General features: G+C 64.1%; 20 protein-coding genes. 7 read left to right on the plus strand and 13 right to left on the minus strand.

The window, feature by feature from the left end; all coding sequences use genetic code 11:
* Window positions 1–10: 10 nt before the first annotated feature.
* From CH289_RS27010 to CH289_RS27065, 12 genes are all read right to left on the minus strand, one after another.
* A complete protein-coding gene (locus tag CH289_RS27010) occupies window positions 11–1,504 on the minus strand; it encodes an SCO6880 family protein (protein WP_094728889.1) in 1,494 nt (497 codons plus the stop codon).
* Between the two features lie 28 nt (window positions 1,505–1,532).
* Window positions 1,533–3,098, minus strand: coding sequence for a hypothetical protein (locus tag CH289_RS27015; RefSeq protein WP_094728891.1), 1,566 nt, complete (start codon window positions 3,096–3,098; stop codon window positions 1,533–1,535).
* A complete protein-coding gene (locus CH289_RS27020; protein ID WP_094728893.1) occupies window positions 3,089–3,967 on the minus strand; it encodes a hypothetical protein in 879 nt (292 codons plus the stop codon). Before CH289_RS27020 ends, CH289_RS27015 begins: the two co-directional genes overlap by 10 nt.
* Complete coding sequence (locus tag CH289_RS27025) at window positions 3,964–4,653, minus strand: hypothetical protein (RefSeq protein WP_094728895.1); 690 nt, start codon at window positions 4,651–4,653, stop codon at window positions 3,964–3,966. Before CH289_RS27025 ends, CH289_RS27020 begins: the two co-directional genes overlap by 4 nt.
* Before the next feature lie 49 nt (window positions 4,654–4,702).
* Window positions 4,703–5,089, minus strand: a complete 387-nt coding sequence (locus CH289_RS27030; RefSeq protein WP_094728897.1) for a hypothetical protein — start codon at window positions 5,087–5,089, stop codon at window positions 4,703–4,705.
* Between the two features lie 21 nt (window positions 5,090–5,110).
* Entirely contained in the window at window positions 5,111–5,404 is a 294-nt protein-coding gene (locus tag CH289_RS27035) for a hypothetical protein (RefSeq protein WP_094728899.1), read from the minus strand.
* Window positions 5,405–5,506: 102 nt separating this feature from the next.
* Entirely contained in the window at window positions 5,507–5,863 is a 357-nt protein-coding gene (locus tag CH289_RS27040; RefSeq protein WP_094728901.1) for a hypothetical protein, read from the minus strand.
* The gene (locus CH289_RS27045; protein ID WP_094728903.1) at window positions 5,860–6,450 is read right to left on the minus strand and encodes a DUF6668 family protein; all 591 of its coding nucleotides are present in this window, start codon (window positions 6,448–6,450) and stop codon (window positions 5,860–5,862) included. The genes CH289_RS27040 and CH289_RS27045 overlap by 4 nt, the downstream gene beginning before the upstream one ends.
* Window positions 6,447–7,370, minus strand: coding sequence for a hypothetical protein (locus CH289_RS27050; RefSeq protein WP_143545128.1), 924 nt, complete (start codon window positions 7,368–7,370; stop codon window positions 6,447–6,449). Before CH289_RS27050 ends, CH289_RS27045 begins: the two co-directional genes overlap by 4 nt.
* Entirely contained in the window at window positions 7,367–8,365 is a 999-nt protein-coding gene (locus CH289_RS27055) for a hypothetical protein (protein ID WP_094728907.1), read from the minus strand. Before CH289_RS27055 ends, CH289_RS27050 begins: the two co-directional genes overlap by 4 nt.
* Before the next feature lie 163 nt (window positions 8,366–8,528).
* On the minus strand, window positions 8,529–9,767 hold the full coding sequence (locus CH289_RS27060; RefSeq protein ID WP_094728909.1) for a hypothetical protein: 1,239 nt from the start codon (window positions 9,765–9,767) through the stop codon (window positions 8,529–8,531).
* A gap of 26 nt (window positions 9,768–9,793) precedes the next feature.
* Complete coding sequence (locus CH289_RS27065) at window positions 9,794–11,344, minus strand: cutinase family protein (RefSeq protein WP_256977597.1); 1,551 nt, start codon at window positions 11,342–11,344, stop codon at window positions 9,794–9,796.
* A gap of 971 nt (window positions 11,345–12,315) precedes the next feature.
* On the opposite strand from CH289_RS27065, the gene CH289_RS27070 reads away from it, so the two are divergent.
* The 5 genes from CH289_RS27070 to CH289_RS27090 all read left to right on the plus strand — a co-directional run bounded on the left by CH289_RS27070 (window position 12,316) and on the right by CH289_RS27090 (window position 15,802).
* Window positions 12,316–12,762 carry a helix-turn-helix domain-containing protein gene (locus CH289_RS27070; protein WP_306427531.1) on the plus strand — a complete coding sequence of 149 codons (447 nt, stop codon included), beginning with the start codon at window positions 12,316–12,318 and terminating at the stop codon, window positions 12,760–12,762.
* A 259-nt stretch (window positions 12,763–13,021) separates the two neighbouring features.
* On the plus strand, window positions 13,022–13,699 hold the full coding sequence (locus CH289_RS27075; RefSeq protein ID WP_094728913.1) for a helix-turn-helix domain-containing protein: 678 nt from the start codon (window positions 13,022–13,024) through the stop codon (window positions 13,697–13,699).
* Between the two features lie 101 nt (window positions 13,700–13,800).
* The gene (locus CH289_RS28100) at window positions 13,801–14,250 is read left to right on the plus strand and encodes a hypothetical protein (protein ID WP_143545129.1); all 450 of its coding nucleotides are present in this window, start codon (window positions 13,801–13,803) and stop codon (window positions 14,248–14,250) included.
* Window positions 14,214–14,861 (plus strand): hypothetical protein, encoded by a 648-nt coding sequence (locus CH289_RS27085; protein ID WP_143545130.1) that lies wholly within the window; start codon window positions 14,214–14,216, stop codon window positions 14,859–14,861. The genes CH289_RS28100 and CH289_RS27085 overlap by 37 nt, the downstream gene beginning before the upstream one ends.
* 92 nt (window positions 14,862–14,953) lie before the next feature.
* A complete protein-coding gene (locus CH289_RS27090; RefSeq protein ID WP_143545131.1) occupies window positions 14,954–15,802 on the plus strand; it encodes a hypothetical protein in 849 nt (282 codons plus the stop codon).
* On the opposite strand, the gene CH289_RS27095 is transcribed toward CH289_RS27090, so the two are convergent.
* Entirely contained in the window at window positions 15,792–16,391 is a 600-nt protein-coding gene (locus tag CH289_RS27095) for a methyltransferase family protein (protein ID WP_094728921.1), read from the minus strand. The genes CH289_RS27090 and CH289_RS27095 overlap by 11 nt on opposite strands.
* A gap of 72 nt (window positions 16,392–16,463) precedes the next feature.
* Here CH289_RS27095 and CH289_RS27100 point away from each other — a divergent pair, with 72 nt between their 5' ends.
* Both CH289_RS27100 and CH289_RS27105 read left to right on the plus strand, forming a co-directional pair.
* A complete protein-coding gene (locus tag CH289_RS27100) occupies window positions 16,464–17,504 on the plus strand; it encodes a PorA family protein (RefSeq protein WP_094728923.1) in 1,041 nt (346 codons plus the stop codon).
* Entirely contained in the window at window positions 17,497–18,636 is a 1,140-nt protein-coding gene (locus CH289_RS27105) for an acyl-CoA dehydrogenase family protein (RefSeq protein WP_179276881.1), read from the plus strand. Before CH289_RS27100 ends, CH289_RS27105 begins: the two co-directional genes overlap by 8 nt.
* Window positions 18,637–19,167: the final 531 nt, after the last annotated feature.

The raw sequence follows: 19,167 nt of genomic DNA on the forward strand, positions 1-19,167 counted from the left end.
GTGAGGGGTGTTATCCGTCGGCCAGTCGCGGCAGGGAGGTGTGTTGGGGAGCGGAGATCCCGATACCGAGTCCGACGGCGAATGCCGCGTCCTGCCAGTAGTGGCTGCGGCGCACCGAGAGCAGTGCTTGCACCGAGACATCACGCAGGATCGCATCGATACGCGGGACGTCGGTCGTGTCGGCCGGGCCGGTGACGGTGACCAGGATCGCGAACCGGGTCATCCCGTGGCCGAGAGACTGTTCCTGCTGGGCCAGGCTCGCTGCGCGTTCGTCGTTGACATCGCCCATGTTGTCCAGGCCCGTGCGGCCGGAGCGGCGGGCGCGGGCGTTGCGGTAGTCGCTGGCGGCGACGTCGGCGGCTTCCCCGGCGGGGTGGACGCGGTAGAGGAGCGTGACCCGCTTGTGCGGCAGCTCGGCGTGTGGGCGGATCAGACGTTCGAGGACTCGCTCGGTCACTGCCCGTTTCGGCGCCACGCGCATCTCCCAGGTCACCGATACTGCGCCGTCGTGGACGTAGCGGTCGCGTTTGCGGAAGGTGGTGCGTGGTCCGCAGTCCGACCACGACAAGCCGGTTCCCTGTCCGGAGTACAGGGCAGCTTCGACCGCTTCGAGAGCTGCGGGGTCGTAGGAGCGGCGTACGGTGCCGGCGACTTCGTCGGCGGTCATGGGTGTGCAGATGACTCCGGCGGCTGCTGCGGCTGCGGTGATTTCGGGGAGGCGGCGCGCGATTTCCACGCCTTGCTCGGCGGGGTCCTTGCGGCGTTCGTCGGTTTGGGCTTGGAAGGTGATCGCCAGACGTGCTGCCATGCGGACGCCGCCTTTGGCGGTGCCGGTGGCGGTTTCGTACATCGACTGGCGGGCCAGCTCGGGTGCGTCGCGGCGGACACGGGCGCGGACGGTTTCCATCAGCACCGTTCCGGTGTCGGGCACTGTCTCCAAGATCGCGGTGACAAGAGGGATGTCGGCGACGTCGCCGAACCCTCCGAGTTGCTGGCCCCAGTTCGCCACTGCCCGGTCCAAGTGTTCTTGGTCGAAGTTCTCCCCGCCTTGCGGTTCGGCGGCGAGCTGCACGGTGTAGTAGTGGGTGTCGGGCAAATGGATCATCGAGAACGTGCGGCCGGCGGAGTCGATGCCCTCGTAGAGATCGGTTCCCGCCAGGACACCCGGTAGGCGCAAGACTCCGCCGGGCACCTTGGAGAACGCGCCCGAGGCGTAGGTGTCTTCGCCGCGCCGATTCGACAGCAGCGAGGTCCGCCACCCGGAGAAACGTCGGTGACCGCTCTGGCCGTCCTTGTTCATCACCATCGGCACGATCAGCACCGCGCCGACCGCGAGTACCAGCCCCGATGCCGACAGAGACCGGGTGACTGCGTAGGTGCCGATGATGGCGACCGCGAACGCCATCCCGAGGATGGTGACCGCGAAGCTCACCCCGAACGCACCGCCCGAGCGTGGCAGTCGCCATGCGCCGTAGGTGGTCGGCGCCCTGTGCTCGCTGCTCATGTTTGCGTCCGCTGCGAAAGCTGTTGTCTCATATCTGAAATCCCCTGTTGTTGTCGTTGCTCTCGCTGCTGCCGGGAGCTGGTCCGCTGCTGGGACCTCCCGCACCGGATCCGAACGAATCCGGAGCCGATCCACCCGAGGCGGCCGGAGGTGCTGCGGCGTCGGCGGAGCGGCCCGCGCTCTGCGCACCGGTGTCCGCACCGCCGCTACCCGACGGCATCGAACCGCCGCTCGGACCGCCGTCACCCCCTCCACTGCCTCCGCTGTCGCCGCCGGAAGCGGGACCGACGCCGAACGAGGCCGGTACCGAACCGGATGAGGACGACGGTGCCCATCCGTCGACACCGCCTCCGGCAGCCGCGCCTCCGGCAGCGCCTGCACCTTCGGCTGCTGCGCTCCCACCGCCGGTCGCGACCATCGATCCGACCTGGACAGCGGCGCCGATCATCGCGCCCGCGGCCGCGAGACCGCCGACACCGCCTGCGGCTTCGGGCATCAGTAGTTTCATCAACGACGGCAACACCAGAGCGGTGCAGGCGAGCAGTAATGCGCCGACGACGGCGGTCATCATGCCGCCGTCGTTGTCTTGCGAGGGTGCCGATTGCGCGAACAACATCGCCGAGATCCCGATTACGAACGCGCCGACCGGTTTGAACAGAAGGAACGCCAACGTCCAGGCGATGAGCCGTTCGTAGGCGCTGGCTCCGATACGGGTACCGCCCGCGGCTGCGGCGATCGGCAGGAACGCCGAGACCACCACCAACATGCCCATGCGCATCAGCAGCAGGAACACCAGGAACAGGCCGCCGATGATGCCGATCAACCCGATCGCGAAGAGCATTGCGATACCGCCCGGTGAGGCGAAGGTGGTGATCCGCACCATCGCCTCCACCAGCTTGGCCGGGTCATCGCCCACGGTCGAATCGAGGAACCACGTCGAGATCCCGTCGGAGATCCGGGTGCCGACGACGACGAAGAAACCGATCGAACCGGCGATGACCGTGGCACGAGCGAGCTGGCGGAACCCTTCTTCCGAGACCTGCCGGATTGCCCCCGATCGAGCGAGGGCGAGTTTGCCGCCGAGCAGAATGATCGAGACCATCAAAAACGCCAGCTGTACGTCGTAGGTGTAGGAACCGACCTTCGACAAGACCGTCTGATACGCAGTTTCGTCCTGGCCTGGAATCGAAATCCACCAACCGAGCGCGAACTTCAGCCCCGCAGCACCGGCCTCACCGAACGAGAGGCCCGCTTGCTCCCAGGCACCTTCCGCAACGTTCTTCACCGCCTCGATCGGGGCGCTGGCCACGTTCGCGGCCGAGTCCAGGCAACTGGTCAGACCGGTGTCCACACCTGCAGCACCGGCAATCTCACTGAGCAGCGAGGTGGTCAGACCTGAGGGTGTAGCGCACGGGGTAGCTCCGAGTACGTCCTCGAAAAAGGATGTGTCGTCCTCAGGAGGGGCGGGTTCGGGGTCCTCTGCTGCCGCAATCGCGCTGCCACCGAACACGATGACCAGAGCGAGCCAGCACGCGAGGAACGCACGCACCGCCGCGCGCCACAGCCGCGGGGTATTGGGTGTTCTCACCACCATGTGAGCCACCCCGGTTCGAACGGGCGTGAGTCGACGCTGCCACCGAATGTCGATCCTTGTGCCGAATCGAACGGGCGGACCTGCAGAACCCACCCGCGATCCTCGCGCCAGACGAAGTCGGCGTTGATGCGGCGGTATTGGGTGGAGCCGTTCTGGAGGTTCACGCTGTAGCCGAACCACACTCGGGTCAGTGAGTCGTTGTAGTTCAGGCGCAGCGACGGCAAGGCGAGGGCGAGGTAGCCGTCTGGCACGGACCCGCGGACGCCACTGTCGTTGTATCGCTTCGACTGCTCCATGGTGCGCTCCGGATCGTCGATTCGACCGGACGCGACTGCCATGTCGATACGGTCGTTTCCTGAGGCAAGGTAGGCCATGTAGTGAGCTGCGGCGAGCGCTGCACCCTGTGGAGTGTGAGCGAATCCTGTTGCCACACCGGAGGAGTCGATACCTGTCGGGCCGTCGGAGGTGGAGAACGGGAGCACCATGTTGCCGTGGATGCGTTGGAGCATCACCCCGGACGGGGCTGCGTCGGCGGATCGGCCGGGGGGCGGAGCGGTCTGCTCGAGGATGACCCCGTTGGGGTCTTTCGGGACGTAGGTGACCCGGCCGAGGGCATCGAACTCCGGGTCGGGTTCGAACAGTGCCGCCTCCGGGTCCGGTGTCGCCGGAGTGGACGATCCACCGGTATCCACCGAGACCAGGGGAGTGTCTTGATCTTTCTGCAGGACAACGAGACTGATGACGATCCCGGCGAGGATGATGGCCACGACAAGGCCGACACCCATCAGGCCGACGGTTCCGATCTTCTTGCCTTCGGGCTCGGTAGCTGGGGCCTGCGGCTCGACGCCCGATGTGGTGGGTTCGCTCATCGGGACGCTCCGTCGAGCGCAACCATGTCGGTCGGCAACCCGTCGAGTGGGGTGACGGGGTTACCGGCGACTTCGGCGGTGACGAAGTCCTGTGGGACCGGCTCGTGTTCGGGTGCGGGAAGGGCTAGCTTCCAATCCTCACCCGACCACACCACCTCGGCAGCGACCGCAGCGAGGGAATCGTCCGAGAACTCCTGAATGATCGAGACCGTCGCAGCGTCGGGGCTGTAAGCGGGCAAGGTGTAGCCGATGATCGAGGGGACCACGGCCGGGTCGGTTCCGCTGACCTGGATCAGCGCGCGGTTCCCGGCGTAGGCGTCGCGGCCTGCGCCCGGGGTGGTGACGGCGGGCAGGATCGTCGACCACTCGGAGTCGGTGGCGGTGGAGAGCTGCACGGACTGACCGATCGCCGCCAACGCCGCACCCTGCGGAGTACGGGTGAAGCCGGTCAACGGTGCACCCGGCGTCGACGTCGGACCGTCCTGGCTGCCCAACGGGACTGCGATACCCCCGAACGTCGTCCACGACGCAATCTGCGGCGGCTGTGTGGGATCGACCGCGGCGGGAGCCTCCGCTGGCGCATCGGGGGCGGGATCACCGGAGCCGCAGGCTGCGGCGAGGAACGCTACCGCTGTAGAGGTGGCCGCGGCGATTGCTGTGCGGGTGCGGATGCTGGTGGTTGTCATGATCGTAGGTCCTTCGATTCGGGCCGAAACGCTTCTGCGGCAACGGTTGTCAGGGCAGGCCTTGTTCGCCGGATGGCTGCTCACCGCCGAGGGGCGGGTTGATTTGTTCGATCTGTTCGACGAGATTGCCGCGTTCGGGGTCAGCGGGTGTAGCTCCGGCGGTGTCGAGCATTACTGCGGCGATACCGCCGGCGGCGGCCGCGGCGAGGATCCAGCCAATGACAGCGGCAAAGAACTCGGCGGCCACGGGCGATTCGACTCCAGGTGTGTGCTGGTGATCCCACGCCATGCGGGCCCCGACGAAAACGATCTTGCCGACGCACGCGACCGCGACGAGGGCGAGCATCCACCCCAGAACGGTGTTGATATCGCTGACCACTTGCTCCGGTAGCGCGGACACCATGTCCCCGCCTGCGCTGGGAAGTGCAGTGCTCATCGGTTTCTCGTCCCGGTGCGTTTATGTGCCGGCGACGGCGTTGAGGATGGCGTTCGCGCTGCCGGAGACGATCGCACCGACCAGAGCGCCGAGGAGGATCTTCGGGGCCTGGATGGAGCCCTGGTTCCACTTTTCCCACGCCATTTTTCCGCCGGAGAAGACGATGGCGGCCATGCATGCGAGCAGGACACCCCAGAGCAACCAGTTGAGCAGTTTCAGAAGCCCGTTCGCCCCGGGTGGGAGTTCGGCGGTGACGTTGAATTCGATGGCCTGGACCGAGAAGTCCTGCACAGCCTGTGCGGTGGCGAGAACCATGAGTGATCGATCTACCTTTCGGGGTTCGGGGTGAAACGGGATTGACCGCGTTGGTCGGCACCGGCGCGCCGTGGTGAGTAGATGCGCTGGGGATCTCAGCGGTCATGACAACGCCGAATCGACGAGAGCGAGGAAGCAGGCAGCCACGATGAGAACGGCGATGGCAGCGAACAGTTTTCGAGCGGGTCCGGCGGTGATGCTCTCCTCCCACACTCCCGCGAATGCGACCGTTCGGGCGGCGAAGACAACGACCAGAACCCCCGCTCCCGCTGTCGCCATGAAGATCACCGCCCGCACGATGTCGAGCAACGTCGTCGGCCTCGCTCCGGAGACGATCGACGGGTGCTCGACGAGTGTCCGGCCGGCGGCAGCTCCTGCGCCGCCGGCAACGGAGGCGACCGAACCGGAACCGACGTCGGTCGCAGTCAGGAGATCGAAGACCGCTGCGACAGCGCTCATGCGGACCCTCCTGGGGCGAACAGGGTGGGGATACGGGAGTGGACGGTGTTGGTGAGGTCGATCGCGGCGGTGTGGACATCAGCCGGTAGGCCTTCCACTGGTGCGAGCGCGCCCGAGTCGAGGTGATGCCAGCGAGGAAGCTTGCCGAGGGCGGCAGAGAGCAGGTGCCTGTGCCAGCCGATGTGCCAGACCTTCTCGAACGCAGCGGCCACGACGTCGCGGTGCTGGCGGATCGGCTTCTCCAGGTTCGGTGCTGCCGCGACGGTGATCAGACCGAGCAGCTCCGACCCCGCCCCGACCTCTCCGCGATCGTGTGCGAGGGCGAGATTCTGGGCGGCGGAGAGCGATTTGAACGACTCGCGCGCCACGAGCACCACATACGGGGAGACGCGATCACGGTCGTCGCCCGGTGGCCACGAGCCTTCGCTGTCGGCGGTGAACGCCCAGAACCGTTCCAAGGTGCTGACCCCGACTTCACGGGTGGCGCCGAGGAGCCACACAGCCGGCGAGATCCAATCGGTGTCGCGCTGGCCGATGCCGGTATCGCCTGGGTGTGGCACATGATCGGATGTGTAGTGGGCGGTCATGCCTGTTCCCTTCTCTGGTCGTCGGACTCGATCCCTGTGTGAGTGGGGCGCAGGGGTGTCGGCTGGTGGCCTGCCGCGATTCGGTGCAGAGCGAGGTCGGAGAGGGACTGCAACGCGCGGGCGGTGGCCGGGGCGATCTGCCGGTGATCGAGCAGCCCCGGTGCGGCCAGGACCGGATCGAATGGAACTTCGATCAATCCGGCCACCAGGGGTGTGAGGGCAGCGCGGATCGGTGCCAGGTCCAGGACCGAACCGGGAACGGTGTGGGTGAGCACGACAACAGCCCCGGCCAGGGCTTCGGGGCCGTGGGTCCAGCGGAGTCGATCGAGGACCGTGCGCAGGCGGGTCAGCGGTTGCGCACGCACGGGCGCGGCCAGCACCAGTAGTGCGTGTCGGCGCAGAGCCGCGGCGCGAGGTGCGTCGACGGCTGTGCCGAGGTCGAAGACCCGGGCAACACCGCGGGAGGAGAGGATCGAATCGAGCAACATCAGGTCGCTGCTCTGCGCAGGATCGGCGCGGCGAGCGTGCGGCTCGTGGCCATGACCACCAGCACCGAAGTGGTGGTCGTCGAATCTGGTGGTGGACAGCGATGCCGATCCACACAGGACGATGCCTCCGGTGCTCGCGGCCGAGGAGGCCGGGATCGCGGCGGTGATCGAGGTATCGGGCAGCGGCCGGGCGGCAGCGCGGTCGAACAGATCGCCGCCGTCGCTGGTGGCGTCGACCGCTGCGACAGGAAGGCGTTCGGCGAGGGTGTGGGCCACACCGAGAGCGATGGTCGTGGCTCCCGCACCACCGGATCCGGCGCCGATCACGATGCTGACCTGTTCAGGTGCCACGTGCGCCGCTGCTGGGGTCCGCAGCTCTGTGGGTCGTAGTGGTGTCACGGCGCTCACCGGTGGTCGTCGGCGTTGCTTCATCGGACCTCCTCGACGTTCGCGATGGCATAGCTCTCGCCTGTGCGGGCGGTGGTGATGCGTGAGGCGATGGCCGACTCCGATCCGGATGGGGTGCGCAGTGAGAGGGCGACGGCGTGGACATCTGGGATGTCGGTGGCGGCGATGGTCACGCAATGCTCGGTTCCTGATGGGGTGCGGTCGATGACCGCTTGGATGCGGTCGGCCGGGGCCGGTGAGGTCATCAGCGCTGCGACCGCTGCTCCGGAGCGTTGTACGTAGTAGGCGTGCTCGAATGCGGCGATGACCCCGATGGCGCTCTCGCGGTTGCCGGCGTCGTCGGTGGTCGTCGCGTCGGCCGTGGCGGCGGTGGTGCACCACGGTGCGGCCGCGGGCGTCGTCGCGGCGGCGGTGGTGGTGAACGTGCGTGGGGTTTGCGTGGGCTCCGGTGCGGCGGCTGCCGGGGTAGCTGGTGTTTCGTCGTGTCCGGTCACGACGACGGCTGCGCCGATCAGTGACGCTGCGGCGAGTACTCCGGCTGCGATCCAGCCGACGGGAACCGATCGTGGCCGGTGTGGGGCTGCGGGCGACATCTGCGGTGCTGCTGTGTCGGTGTCGGTGTCGGTGTCGGTGTCGGGGGCAGGCGGCAGAGGCGGGGTGGGGCGGCGGCGACGGAAGCGGCGGTTCGGCTCGTCCATCACGAGCCGGTCGGCTGGCACATGCGCGCTCACCCAATACGGCACCCGCGCAGGTTCGTCCACCTCGTCTTCTGGGTAGAAGTCCGAAAGATCAGGGTCGACCTCACCGCCGGTGTCGGGGGCGAACCCGTCGCTGTCGTCGTCGTTGTTGTTGTCGTCGACGAAGGGATCATTAGTAGATGCCTGATCGGTGGGTGTGTCGCCTGTGGGTGCGATGACAGGCGGTGTGTCGAGGTCGGCGACCGTCTGCCACCGGGGGTCGAAGTGTTCCTGCGGGTCCGGGAACAGCACCGCGGTCTGCCGGTGATTGTCGGTCGCCATTGTTTTCTCCTGTGCCCCTTCGGTGCTGGGCGAAGCTGGGATGGTTCGGCAGCTCGGTGTTGGTGTGGACTGTGGGTCGGTGGTGCTTCGGGGAGGGTTGCGTTCCGGCCGCGTGCGGGACGGTCGGAACGCAACCCACCCCGAAGTGGGTCGTGTGGATCGGTCAGGCCGGCACAGGCAGGTTGAAGGCGGCGGTGATCGCGGCGTCGATAGCTGCGAATGCGGGCGCGGCGTCGGCCACTGCGGTATCGACAGCGTCGAGGGCCTGCGGGCCGCCGACGATCTGGGTGGTGACGAATCCGCGGGCGGTGTCGACCGGGTTGGTCGGCTCCGTCCACACCGATGCCGCCTGGACCAGCGGAGCGGGAGCAGGGGTTGGTGCGAGCGGGGCCGGAGCTGCAGGGGCGGCCGGTGCCGCCTCCGGAGCGGGGGCGGGCTCTGTCTGGGGGAAGTCGGGCAGGTCGATCTTCTGTGGTTCCCCGAGATCGCCTGCGCCGTAGGTGGTTCCCAGTGCGAGGCCAGTTGCCAGGCCGGTCGCTGCTCCGAGTGCAGTGGCGGGCGCTCCGATCACCGCGGCTCCGAGGGCCGCTCCGCCTGCGGTGCCCACGACGCCTGAGGTCAGCGGTGCGACACCCGGAGCGACCGGGACCAACAGCCCGAGGGCAGCGCCGCCGATACCGCCGAGGGTGCCGCCGCCGAGTGCACCGGCAACGGTGGCGGGTCCGCCGAGTGCGACTGCGCCGGTGACCAAACCAGCGCCGCCCGCGGCGATCTGGGAAGCACCGAGGCGTTGGGCGCGGTCGGTGGGGACTCCGATCGAGCGCCAGAAGTCGGTGACCTGCGCTTGGATGACGGCGGTGGAGTTGTTGGTGCGGTCGCGGTCCTCGTCGGAGAGCCAGCTCGGCTGGTCGGCGTAGAAGTCGCCGACCTTGACGATGTTGTCCGGAGCTGCGGTCGGGACGGTGGGGTCCTCGACGGCGACGGGGCCGTGCAAGGTGTTCACATCCAACGGTGCAGCCGGTTCGACGTCCACGGCCGGAGCAGCCGGGGCGGGGTCGGCCGTCTCGGTGTCGGTGTAGGCCCCGGTGGTCTCGTCGTCGTAGTAGGCGTCCCAGGTCTGCCATTCGCTCTGGTCGTACTGGACAGGCGGAGCCACCCAGTACACACGCTCGGCCTGCGGTGCGGGTGCGGGTGCGGTCAGCTCGCCCTGAGTCGACGGTGCATCGGAGGTCAGCGGGCCTTGGGTGGACGGTGCGCCGGTGGTGACGTCGCCCTGCGTCGACGGTGCATCGCCCGGCGCTGCCGCTGCGGTTCCGTAGCAGAAGACGGCCATTGCCGATGCTGCGGTCGCTCCTGCTGCGATGCGGGTCAAGGCGTGGGTGGGGATCTGGTGCTTACCCATGAAAGGGACCTTTCGAGTCGGTGGAGCTATTGGATGGGGGCCGAGTCCGGCTGCGATGTGGTGCTGGCGGACGTGGTTGGGGTGGAGGGTGATTGAGAGGTGGTGATGGATGGTGCGGTCGGTGTGGTGGTGCGGGTCGTGGTCACTGCCGACGTTGTTGCTGTCGGCTTTGTCGGTGACGTCGACGAGGGGCCGGCGGCGGCGGTGTCACCGACATCAGCGGCGGCGGCCGCGAGCCAGTCCGCGACGAAGCGTGTCGCGGACTCGCCCTGGGGTGTGGCCACGGCCGAGGCATAACCGGTGTGAGCGGCGATGGTGTTGGCGTAGGACGTCAGAGCGGCGAGGTCGAACAAGTCCTTGTTGGCACTGACCTCGCTCTTGACGACGTTGAAGGCCTGCTGCACCACTCTCTTCGATGTCGCCGGTGGTACGAGCTCGATGACGGCTTTGGCGGTTTTGGCTGCGATCACGGCGAACGCGGCCACCGGGTTTGACAATCCAGCGGCCGAGACCTCCGCGATCGTCTGTGGAGTGATGACCTTCTTCGCGACGGAGACGACAGCGTTGACCGCGACCAGACCGATTTTGGTCAAGGCGGCGATGGCTTCTTGTCCGGTCGGCGGCTTCGCTGCCGGGTCGGACGCTTCGGCGAAGCGTTGCGAGAGTGTCTTCTTCGGCGTGACGGACAGGTTCTCGAGCGAGTTCTTCGGCACGGAGATGTCCTCGTTGACGACATCGACGGCGACACCGAACGACGTCGAGGCCAACGCGAGGCCGATGGACTGCACTGCGCGGAAGGGATCGCCGCCGACCTCGACTTGACCGGCGACGTTGGTCACTGCGCGTGCGATGGGAGCGTTGGCCGGTGCGTCGCAGGCCAGGTCGCCTGTTTGGCAGAAGGACGCTACCCGGCCCGAGAGTGATCCGAAACTGGTGGCGACGTCACTGGTCGGGCCGATTCCGGCCCCGGCCGGCGCCGGTACCGACACAGGCGGAAGGGCGGCGACGTGGTCACCGGAGGATCCTGGGGCCGACGCCGGGGTGTCGTTGCTGCTGCCGGGAAAGACCGGGGACCCGGCCGCACGAGTCGGGGATCCGAACAAGGCAGCGGCCGCGATTCGGTCGGCCGGTACCGCCCCAGTACCAGCGCCGACCGCTTCGAGAAATTTCGAGGCTGCGTGCGCGCCCTGGCTGTAACCAACGATCGCCAGTTTCGTTGCAGGGCAGTCGGATATCACCTTCTCGGCGGCGGCTTCGAGATTGGAGGCAGCTTCCTCTACCGATAGTGTGTAGGGCTGCTTTCCGCCGGGAACCGCACCACCGAACGCAGCCGGATACGGAACGTACGCCCGGTCCAGCGACGATCCGAGGACGCGGGCAGCATCGAGAGCAGGCCCCAGAACAGTTCCGAGCATGCCGGTGTCAGCTTTGATCGGTGCATCCGGCGACGATTCACCCGTGCCCTGTACGGCGAGGGTGAACAGTGCTGGGCAGTCAGTGGCCAAGTCATCGAGCCATGGCTGCTCCGGGCTGGCTGACGCGGTCAGTGGAAGTGCAAGGGATTGCGTGGCGGTCACTGACAGCGCGCACCCCACGACGGCGGCTGCAACGCCGATGGATCTGAAACGATCTCTGGCGGACAATATTTCGGCTCCTATCGAGAAGGCGGGCGTCAGGTGACGGTGTTCAAGGGGTAGAAGGCGGGGTGTGCCCTACTGGAGCGTCACCCCGCCCGAAGAGGACGATCAGAACCAGTGCTGCGAGAAGAGCCGGAGCAACGGAATCCCTTTCTGTCAGCCAAGGGTCAAGAATTCGGTGGATGCCCCGGCGGGGTCGCGGTTTCGGCACATGATGAGGAAGCGTTGCCAATCACCCCGGTCGTTGGGGTGATCGACCACGCACTGAACCTGACAAGTGTTGGGCAAGTGCCGGATTCAAGCTGGTGCCGGTCTCAGGCGACCTGTGCGAGATGGTGATGCGCCTGACATGGCGAACTTCAAGTGCTCGCCCATTCGGTCATGACCTCGCCGGTCGACTAATCAACTTCCCCTGTGGCTTTGGGCGGGGTGGCTGCTTGCAAGCGAACATGCAACAGGACCGATTACGTCGACCGCCGTCAGGGCGGTGCACAGACCGGTGCTCGGCTCGCAGTATGGCGGCAGGGAAGGGAGAGGCCAAGTTCGTAACGGCTCTGGTTTCAGAATCAATGTCATGTGTGCTCCAGTCGTTTGGACTGCGCGTGCGCGCCCTAGGCTGGGAAGCCTGCGGGCGTTGTGCGTAAAGCGCAGTTGTCATTCGCAGATGCGGGACCCCGGGGGCGTTCGGACGCCAATCAGATGCGCGCCCGGGGTTCTCTTAATTTGTTGCTACCCCTCGTCGATCAGAGGTGTCGCCACCTCCATGTTTGCGACTTAGGAGGCAAACCGCTCTTCCTCGAAGGCATCGTGCCGATCCCTCCTATCACGACATTTGCATCGTTTAAGGTCATGCACAGATTAGACCTTAGAGGAGGTGCGGCATGGTGTCTAGCAATGAACGGAATGCGACAGTGAGTCGACGTGTCTTGCGGGGATTCGACCCGGCACGGCTGACGTCCTTGCGGGAACAGAAGGGCATGAGCCGAGCGGACCTCGCTCGAAAGGCCGGGCTCGGAGGTGCCACCGTCCAGCAATGGGAGGCCGGCACTCGAAGTCCTCAAGTCGACACACTGGCCCTCGTTGCGAAGACCCTGAGCGTGCCTATTGGTGAGCTTGTGGACGTGCCTCGGGACCAGCGGTTCCCCGGCGATTGGCGAGTCCTTCTTGGGCTCACTCAGCCGCAGCTCGGCCAGCAGGTGGGCATAAGCACGTCGATGATCGCCCGGATCGAACGTGGTGAAGTAAAGCTGACCGACGAGAACGCTCGCCGCCTCGCTTCGGCGCTCGGGATCGAGATCTACGAGCTCATTCGCAGTTATGAGCGAGCGCGAGACCGTCCGGCCGGCGTGCAGGCATGACGAGACTTGCCCGCTTCTGAACGGGGGGCTTGCCTGAGTCAACGTCCTGGGCCGCCGCGACGGTGAGGGTGACGCGGCTAGCGACGACATGGGTGCAGTATGTACCCGTAATCGAATCCAGAGCAAGTCGTAAGCAAAATATTTGCAATATCGACATTCTTTTCGCGATATCGAGTTTCGTATGAGCCGATTTTGGACTGATCCGCTATGCTGGTCCTAAAATTGCAATAATTTTGCTTATCAGACCTAGGATGCAGCAATGCAGGAGACAGACGACCTGGCCCGTTTCGGGAAGGTAGTGGCTGCGCGCCGGGCAAGGCTCGCATTGACCAGGTTCGAGGTACGTGATGCCGGTGGACCATCGGACACCACACTCGGCAATATCGAAAACGACACTCTTGGGCGGGCACCCAGTCCGGCCGTGCTCAGGAAACTCGACCAAGGCCTGCGGTGGAGCAAAGGGAGCGCGGCCGACGTCCTTGCCGGTGGCGATCCCGTCCCGCTGGAGAGCCTGTCGAATCGCAACTCAGGATCGAGCGTTCCCAGCACGGAGCCCGACGCGATCGTGCTTCCGCTCGACGAAATCAACAATCTGTTGGGGCTGCACAGGCAGCTCAACGCCGTGCACGAAAGTTGTCGCGGCGCTGACCCCCCGCTCGATGAGCTCGACCACGTCATTGCAGGGTTCAACGCCTTCGTATCCCGGGTGGCCGGTCGCTATGCCACTGCAGTTTTAGAGCGAAGTGGAGGCCCTGGAAAGACCCTTCCTCCGATGGCGGAGATGGCCTTTGGCCCTCTCCTCGACAAACCCACTGTCGACTACGACCCGGTCGAACACGAGGAACAGCTCTACCGCCGCTGGTTGGCCGGAAGGCGCGACGAAATCGACGAAGAGATGGACGCCAGGTTCAGGGACCGATGGGCAGAGCGCGAGTGAGGCAGTTGAAGTTGCGAAGGAAATGGGAAAGGGTGCTTGCTCGGGACCACGCGTCCCGCAGTGCTCCGCGGGGAGAGAACGTTCGGAAGGAACAGATCACGATGGACAGCCAACTACCGCTACACAATCGAATCGGCAGGCTGTTCGAGGGCTTTCGGCATCTGGGTACACCCGATGAGCTGGAGCCACAGGTCGCGGCGTATGTAAGCAAGAACGTCGGACGCAAAGTCAGTGTTGAGCAAATGAAGGCGCTCCGCAGTCAGGCAGTCGACAGCCCCGGTCAAGACGTGCTCAAGGCGGTGGCCACTTTCTTCGAAGCACCGGTAACTTACCTGGTCGGCACTGTCGCGCAGCAGATGGACTACAACGCTCAGCTCGACTACTTCGACAACGTACGACAGTCGCAGGCGACGGTATTCGCACTACGAACCCGCGTACCGCAACTGACACCGGCAATTGCGGAGCGTCTGAGTGAGCTGGTCAGGGACACCCATGAACGTTTCGAGACACAACCTTGGCACGCGCCGGCCGAGGCCGGCGAATCGACATAATGGGCTCGGTCCATGACGCCGCCGTTGAGGCAAGAAGGATCGACGACCCCGAGCTGCGTGCAAGGTCCTTTCTCGACGCGCTGCAGCTTCCATTTACGAGACCGTGGTCGATCGACCGATTCATCGCAGAAGTCGGGTTCAGAATCGGTCGAGTAATACTGGTCCTCGATCTACCTGGCGATCTGAGCGAGAGCGGGGAAGTATCTGGCTTCTGGGTACGAACTGCTCCGGTAGATGTGATCTACGTCCGAGCTGATGTAGATCCGCTGTTCCGTGAACAATGCGTCCTCCACGAAGTCGCACACATCCTCCTCGGTCACGAAGCTGATGTTGTTGTCACCGAGCACATTCTGGTCGAGTCGTTCATGAGGATGGCTCCCGCCATCCCCAGAACAATGATCAGTGCTCTTGCCGAGGAGCAGCGTGCGAAAGTGTGTTTCACACGAGTTCCGGACTTCCTTCAGCCCATCGAAGCAGAGGCCGAATGGCTCGGCACACTCATGCTCGCTCGCGCCGACTCTCTACGTAAGCCCTTCTACCCGGATGGCCTCAACTCGAAAGACAAGGAGACCCTCCGCCGGGTGGCCACGATTTTCGGGTGGCAAATGTGAGCACGTTCGTCGAGGCAATACTGCCAATAGTATTGCTGGTGTTCGGCCTTCAACGCCTACCTCTGTACAGGCGAAGGCCGCAGACACGCCCCATGACTCTGCTACTGCTCACTCTCAGTGGTGCGCAGATGTTCAGGATTCACTCGCTGGCAGACGACAAGCTCGATCCCATCATCCATGACGCAACGGGCCTGTGGAACATATCCGTCCTGATAGCTCAGGCCCTGGCCATTTGCGCGGCAATGCAATGGGTCGGAATTGTGGCTCACTCGACCCAACGTAGTTTTCCGCGCATCTCTCGCTATGCCACCACCGCAGCGCTGCTCGTCGGTCTCGTCGTCTCCTTTCTGCTCTCTCCTGCGCCGTCAAGGCCTACCTATTACCTCAGCCAGACCTTTGCAGCCGAAGGCTGGATGCTCGTCTATTGGGTCATATTTCTCGGAAGCCTGTCTATGTGCGTGGCAGTACCGTTCTATCTGTTGGTCCGCATGGCTTTGGTCGTGAAGACCGGAGAACTAGCACGGATCCTGACCGCTGCGGCGGTGGCGTGCGGGATGATCCTGCTCTACGCAGTCCACAAGATCGTCTACCTAATGGCGTTTGCCCGCGGTGTAGAAAACTGGTACACCGTCCACACCGTTCAGATATCTCTTTTTCTCATCATGTCACCTCTTCTCGTCGCAGGATACGTTGCGTGGGTTTATATCTGGACGACTCTGCTTCCTCGTGTCCAGCGGTACCGCCGCATCGTCGCGTACATGGATGAGTGGCAGGCCTTGGCGACCCGAAGCAACGCCATCCTTGCGGACACCCTGATTCCGAGCTCCAAACGGGCTGCGTGGCGTGCCAGCAGAAATTCCGTCGCGTCCACCCGACTCATGGTTGAGATGGTCGACGGAGAAGACGGTAAGGCAACGTCCGAGAGGGCGGCTAGAAGATGAACGGGATCAAGCGTTTGGTGTTCGCCATGTACTCGGCGTACCCCTCTCCTAGGCCCTTGAGCATTGCTGCTTCTTCCGACGGGATCCGGTGGACATATCCGCCCGCAAGAAACGACACCATCACGGGAGCAAGCCAATTACCGTACGCGATACAGAAACCCAGTGCGCATAGCAGTGCCCCGGTATACGCGGGGTGCCGAATCAACTGGTACGGGCCCGACTGCACCACCAATTGTTCGGGGTGTGTGTGGACCTTGAACGTGAAGGACTCCCCAAGCTCTCGCGCCGAAGCAAACCGGAGCGCCTGCCCGAGCACCGCAGTGGTCAGTCCCGTAACGAACATCATTCGTGGACGCCGCGTAACGATGGTTGCCGGCGAGGCCACACTGAGTACGAGGCCTCCGCCGTACGCCAGTGCAAGGCCGCGACCAACTGCTCTACCGGACCCGTTGTCCCGATTCACAGAGCCCGCGCGCGGCTTTTGCTTGCCCATCTTGTACTCCGACAACAAGAATCCCGCGAAAGCTGCGGCCAGAACCGCAGCGGCCGGTCGGCTGGTTACGAACAAGGGCAGCTTCTTGACGATCATGCGACACAGCTTCTCAGACTCAGTGATCGCACCGGGATGCACAAGGCACCTACCTACTTCAAGGACTAACGCATGACTACGGCGACACGACCGATCAAAGGCCTGGCACTGGTTGGGGTCGGTGCGTTTCTCGCCGCGTCGTCAGCAACGATGGCTTTTTACATGGCTCCACAGCTGGTGGAGACGCCTCTCGACGTCGACTCCGCAACGGTCGCAACGGGGACCGCCACCTTGCTCGACACCGAAGCGCTCATTCAGGGAGTATCGAAAATCGATCGCGACGTTCCTATTCGGGTCTTGCAACAGGTCACTGTTGAAGAACCGTCCGACAGCAACAAGATCACGATGCAATCTGCTGTGTTACTGCAACGGGACGATAGGCCGGGTGAACGAGGAACGGTTAACGCGACCGTCGACAGATTCACCGCAGACCGCAGAACGGCGATGCCGATGGACGATCCGATCGGGTCGATCCAGAAGTACGTCGATCAGCCCGCGGACCAGGTTACCCACGACGGACTTTCGCTCAAGTTTCCATTCCACGTCGAACAGAAGTCATATCCGTACTTCGATACGACAGCGCGCCGTAGTCAAGAGATCGAGTTCGCCGGCGAGACCACACTCAACGGCTTGGACGTCTACCGCTTCGTTCAGGACATTGCGCCCCTCGACACTGGCGGCAAGCTCAGCCTTCCCGCGTCTTACTGGGGTATCGACGGGGACGAAGAAATTCTGATGCACCGGTACTACAAGGCACGCCGTGAACTGCTGGTCGAGCCCACGACAGGTGCAATCGTCTTCGGGAAACAAGCGGTTCACCAGTACTACGGACGTACCGCCGACGACCCGGCGGCGGTCACCATCGTGGAAATGTCGCCGGAGCTCGACGCTGCCACCGTCGATGAGCAGGTGCAGCGTGCTGTCGAGTCCAAGCGTCTCGTCGACTGGGTCGAGATCTACGGCCCACTTAGCCTCGGGGCAACTGGTCTCGTGGCGCTGACAACGGGAGTGGTGTTACTTCGGCGCAAGGGCACAGAAGGGCATACCGACTCGACGGACGAGGTCGACAGCAGCGCGCTCCATGTATATGAGGAGGCGAACGTCGGTGAGTGAAACACCAGATAGTCCCCAACCGACACCGGGCAAACAAGCAGCCAACGCGATCGATTGGATCCATGAGGCAAGGGAGTTTAGCGCCCAGGTTTTGGAACCGGTTGCAGAACAGGTGGATCGAACCGCCAAAGTTCCGATTACCCATTTCGACGAACTCGCTAGAAGAGGATTTTATGGAGTCGCCCTCGCCAGTGACAACCCCTTGCAGGCGCTGTCTGCAGTGGGAGAAATTCTGGTAAGCGGTTGTCTGTCAACGGCGTTCGTTTGGGCCCAGCACCATGGAACCCTGCTCAGACTCGCGACGTCGCGTAATCAACCGCTCAAAGAGCGGTACCTGGCCGGTTTACAAACGGGCTTGGTTCGCGCGGGAGTGTCAGGCGAGGGTTACGCTGCACCTCAGCGTCCATTGGTCCAAGCGCACCGGACCTCTGGCGGTTACTCGATCGAAGGTTCGGCGCCATTCGTAACCGGGTGGGGTTTCGTCGACGTCCTGGGGGTCTCTGCCTACGACGAGGCAAACGATGAGATGGTGACGTTCCTTGCGTCCGCATCTGATAACTCCGGCATGTCCTCGACACAACTAGATTTATCGGCCGCCAACGCTTCTCGCACTGTCGCATTGGATTTCGACGGTTATCGCGTCGACGAAGCCGATGTAATGCATGTCGCGCGACGACGTCGGAGTAGGCATGGAACCATGTCAATGCTTGACAGAGCGATTGTCCGTATCAATGGTTCGCTTGCGTTGGGACTAGCCAGTCGAAGCCTGACGGCTCTGGACGCGTCTGGGCAGAGCAGTCAGACAATGGCCAACAAGTTCACTGCAGTTAAGAACTCATTGGACCACGCTGTTGGCGACTCGACTGCTGACATCCACGGCGCGCGTGCGGATGCCTGTCGCTTCGCCGTCGATGCATCGATCTACTACACGGCAATTACTGGTAGTCGAGCCGTGCAATGCGGAGAGCTGGCAGAACGCACCGCCCGCGAGGCGTATTTCTCGCTTGTTTGCGCTACTACGGCCGAGATGAGGGCTCAAGTCTTGGCTGGCGTATTAGACCATCAGCGGCCCCAGTCGCCTCTGTCCGCTCGTTCCGGACAAGCGAGGTCAGACGAGGACGCGGTGAGTTAGTGACATGGATGTAATTTCCAGGGCTGTTGTCGGCGTGTCACGGCAGCGCGAAATTGATTCTGGTTCAGGATGGACATCGGTTGGGACCGAAGACGTAGACGAAGGAGGCCATGCCATGCCGATGCCCAGTAAGGGTGACCGGACGTCGCTGACTGTCCGGCTCCCGTCAGAGCTCATTGACACGCTCAAGGCACAGCGAAGTTCGGCTGGCGCGACATCTCTAAGTCAATACGTTGCCGATCTCATCGCGATCGCCAGCGACCGTGAAGATTTGGCGCGCGAGCTCAACGGTGCGCACGACCAGGGGGTGCTGCCCCTGACTGCGTAGCAGTTTTGACCTGAACCGACATTCGGGTCATACGCCCAACTGAATCTATGCAGCACCACGAAGACGACAAAAGCCCCCGGCGTGCGGGCCGAGGGCTTTCGAAGTCGGAGAAGCGAGTGACTAGCTCGCTACTCGTGTTTGGTGCATTTCCCCGAAGGGACTGTCTTGGAGGACATGTCTCAGGGTACATCGTGCCCTGAAGT

Source organism: Rhodococcus sp. RS1C4 (assembly GCF_002258225.1).
Taxonomy (GTDB): domain Bacteria; phylum Actinomycetota; class Actinomycetes; order Mycobacteriales; family Mycobacteriaceae; genus Rhodococcoides; species Rhodococcoides fascians_E.

Coding starts and splice junctions, on each gene's coding strand:
- CH289_RS27010 (WP_094728889.1), bottom strand. CDS start 1,504: ATGAGCAGCGAGCACAGGGCGCCGACCACCTACGGCGCATGGCGACTG.
- CH289_RS27015 (WP_094728891.1), bottom strand. CDS start 3,098: ATGGTGGTGAGAACACCCAATACCCCGCGGCTGTGGCGCGCGGCGGTG.
- CH289_RS27020 (WP_094728893.1), bottom strand. CDS start 3,967: ATGAGCGAACCCACCACATCGGGCGTCGAGCCGCAGGCCCCAGCTACC.
- CH289_RS27025 (WP_094728895.1), bottom strand. CDS start 4,653: ATGACAACCACCAGCATCCGCACCCGCACAGCAATCGCCGCGGCCACC.
- CH289_RS27030 (WP_094728897.1), bottom strand. CDS start 5,089: ATGAGCACTGCACTTCCCAGCGCAGGCGGGGACATGGTGTCCGCGCTA.
- CH289_RS27035 (WP_094728899.1), bottom strand. CDS start 5,404: ATGGTTCTCGCCACCGCACAGGCTGTGCAGGACTTCTCGGTCCAGGCC.
- CH289_RS27040 (WP_094728901.1), bottom strand. CDS start 5,863: ATGAGCGCTGTCGCAGCGGTCTTCGATCTCCTGACTGCGACCGACGTC.
- CH289_RS27045 (WP_094728903.1), bottom strand. CDS start 6,450: ATGACCGCCCACTACACATCCGATCATGTGCCACACCCAGGCGATACC.
- CH289_RS27050 (WP_143545128.1), bottom strand. CDS start 7,370: ATGAAGCAACGCCGACGACCACCGGTGAGCGCCGTGACACCACTACGA.
- CH289_RS27055 (WP_094728907.1), bottom strand. CDS start 8,365: ATGGCGACCGACAATCACCGGCAGACCGCGGTGCTGTTCCCGGACCCG.
- CH289_RS27060 (WP_094728909.1), bottom strand. CDS start 9,767: ATGGGTAAGCACCAGATCCCCACCCACGCCTTGACCCGCATCGCAGCA.
- CH289_RS27075 (WP_094728913.1), top strand. CDS start 13,022: ATGCAGGAGACAGACGACCTGGCCCGTTTCGGGAAGGTAGTGGCTGCG.
- CH289_RS28100 (WP_143545129.1), top strand. CDS start 13,801: ATGGACAGCCAACTACCGCTACACAATCGAATCGGCAGGCTGTTCGAG.
- CH289_RS27090 (WP_143545131.1), top strand. CDS start 14,954: ATGACTCTGCTACTGCTCACTCTCAGTGGTGCGCAGATGTTCAGGATT.
- CH289_RS27095 (WP_094728921.1), bottom strand. CDS start 16,391: ATGATCGTCAAGAAGCTGCCCTTGTTCGTAACCAGCCGACCGGCCGCT.
- CH289_RS27100 (WP_094728923.1), top strand. CDS start 16,464: ATGACTACGGCGACACGACCGATCAAAGGCCTGGCACTGGTTGGGGTC.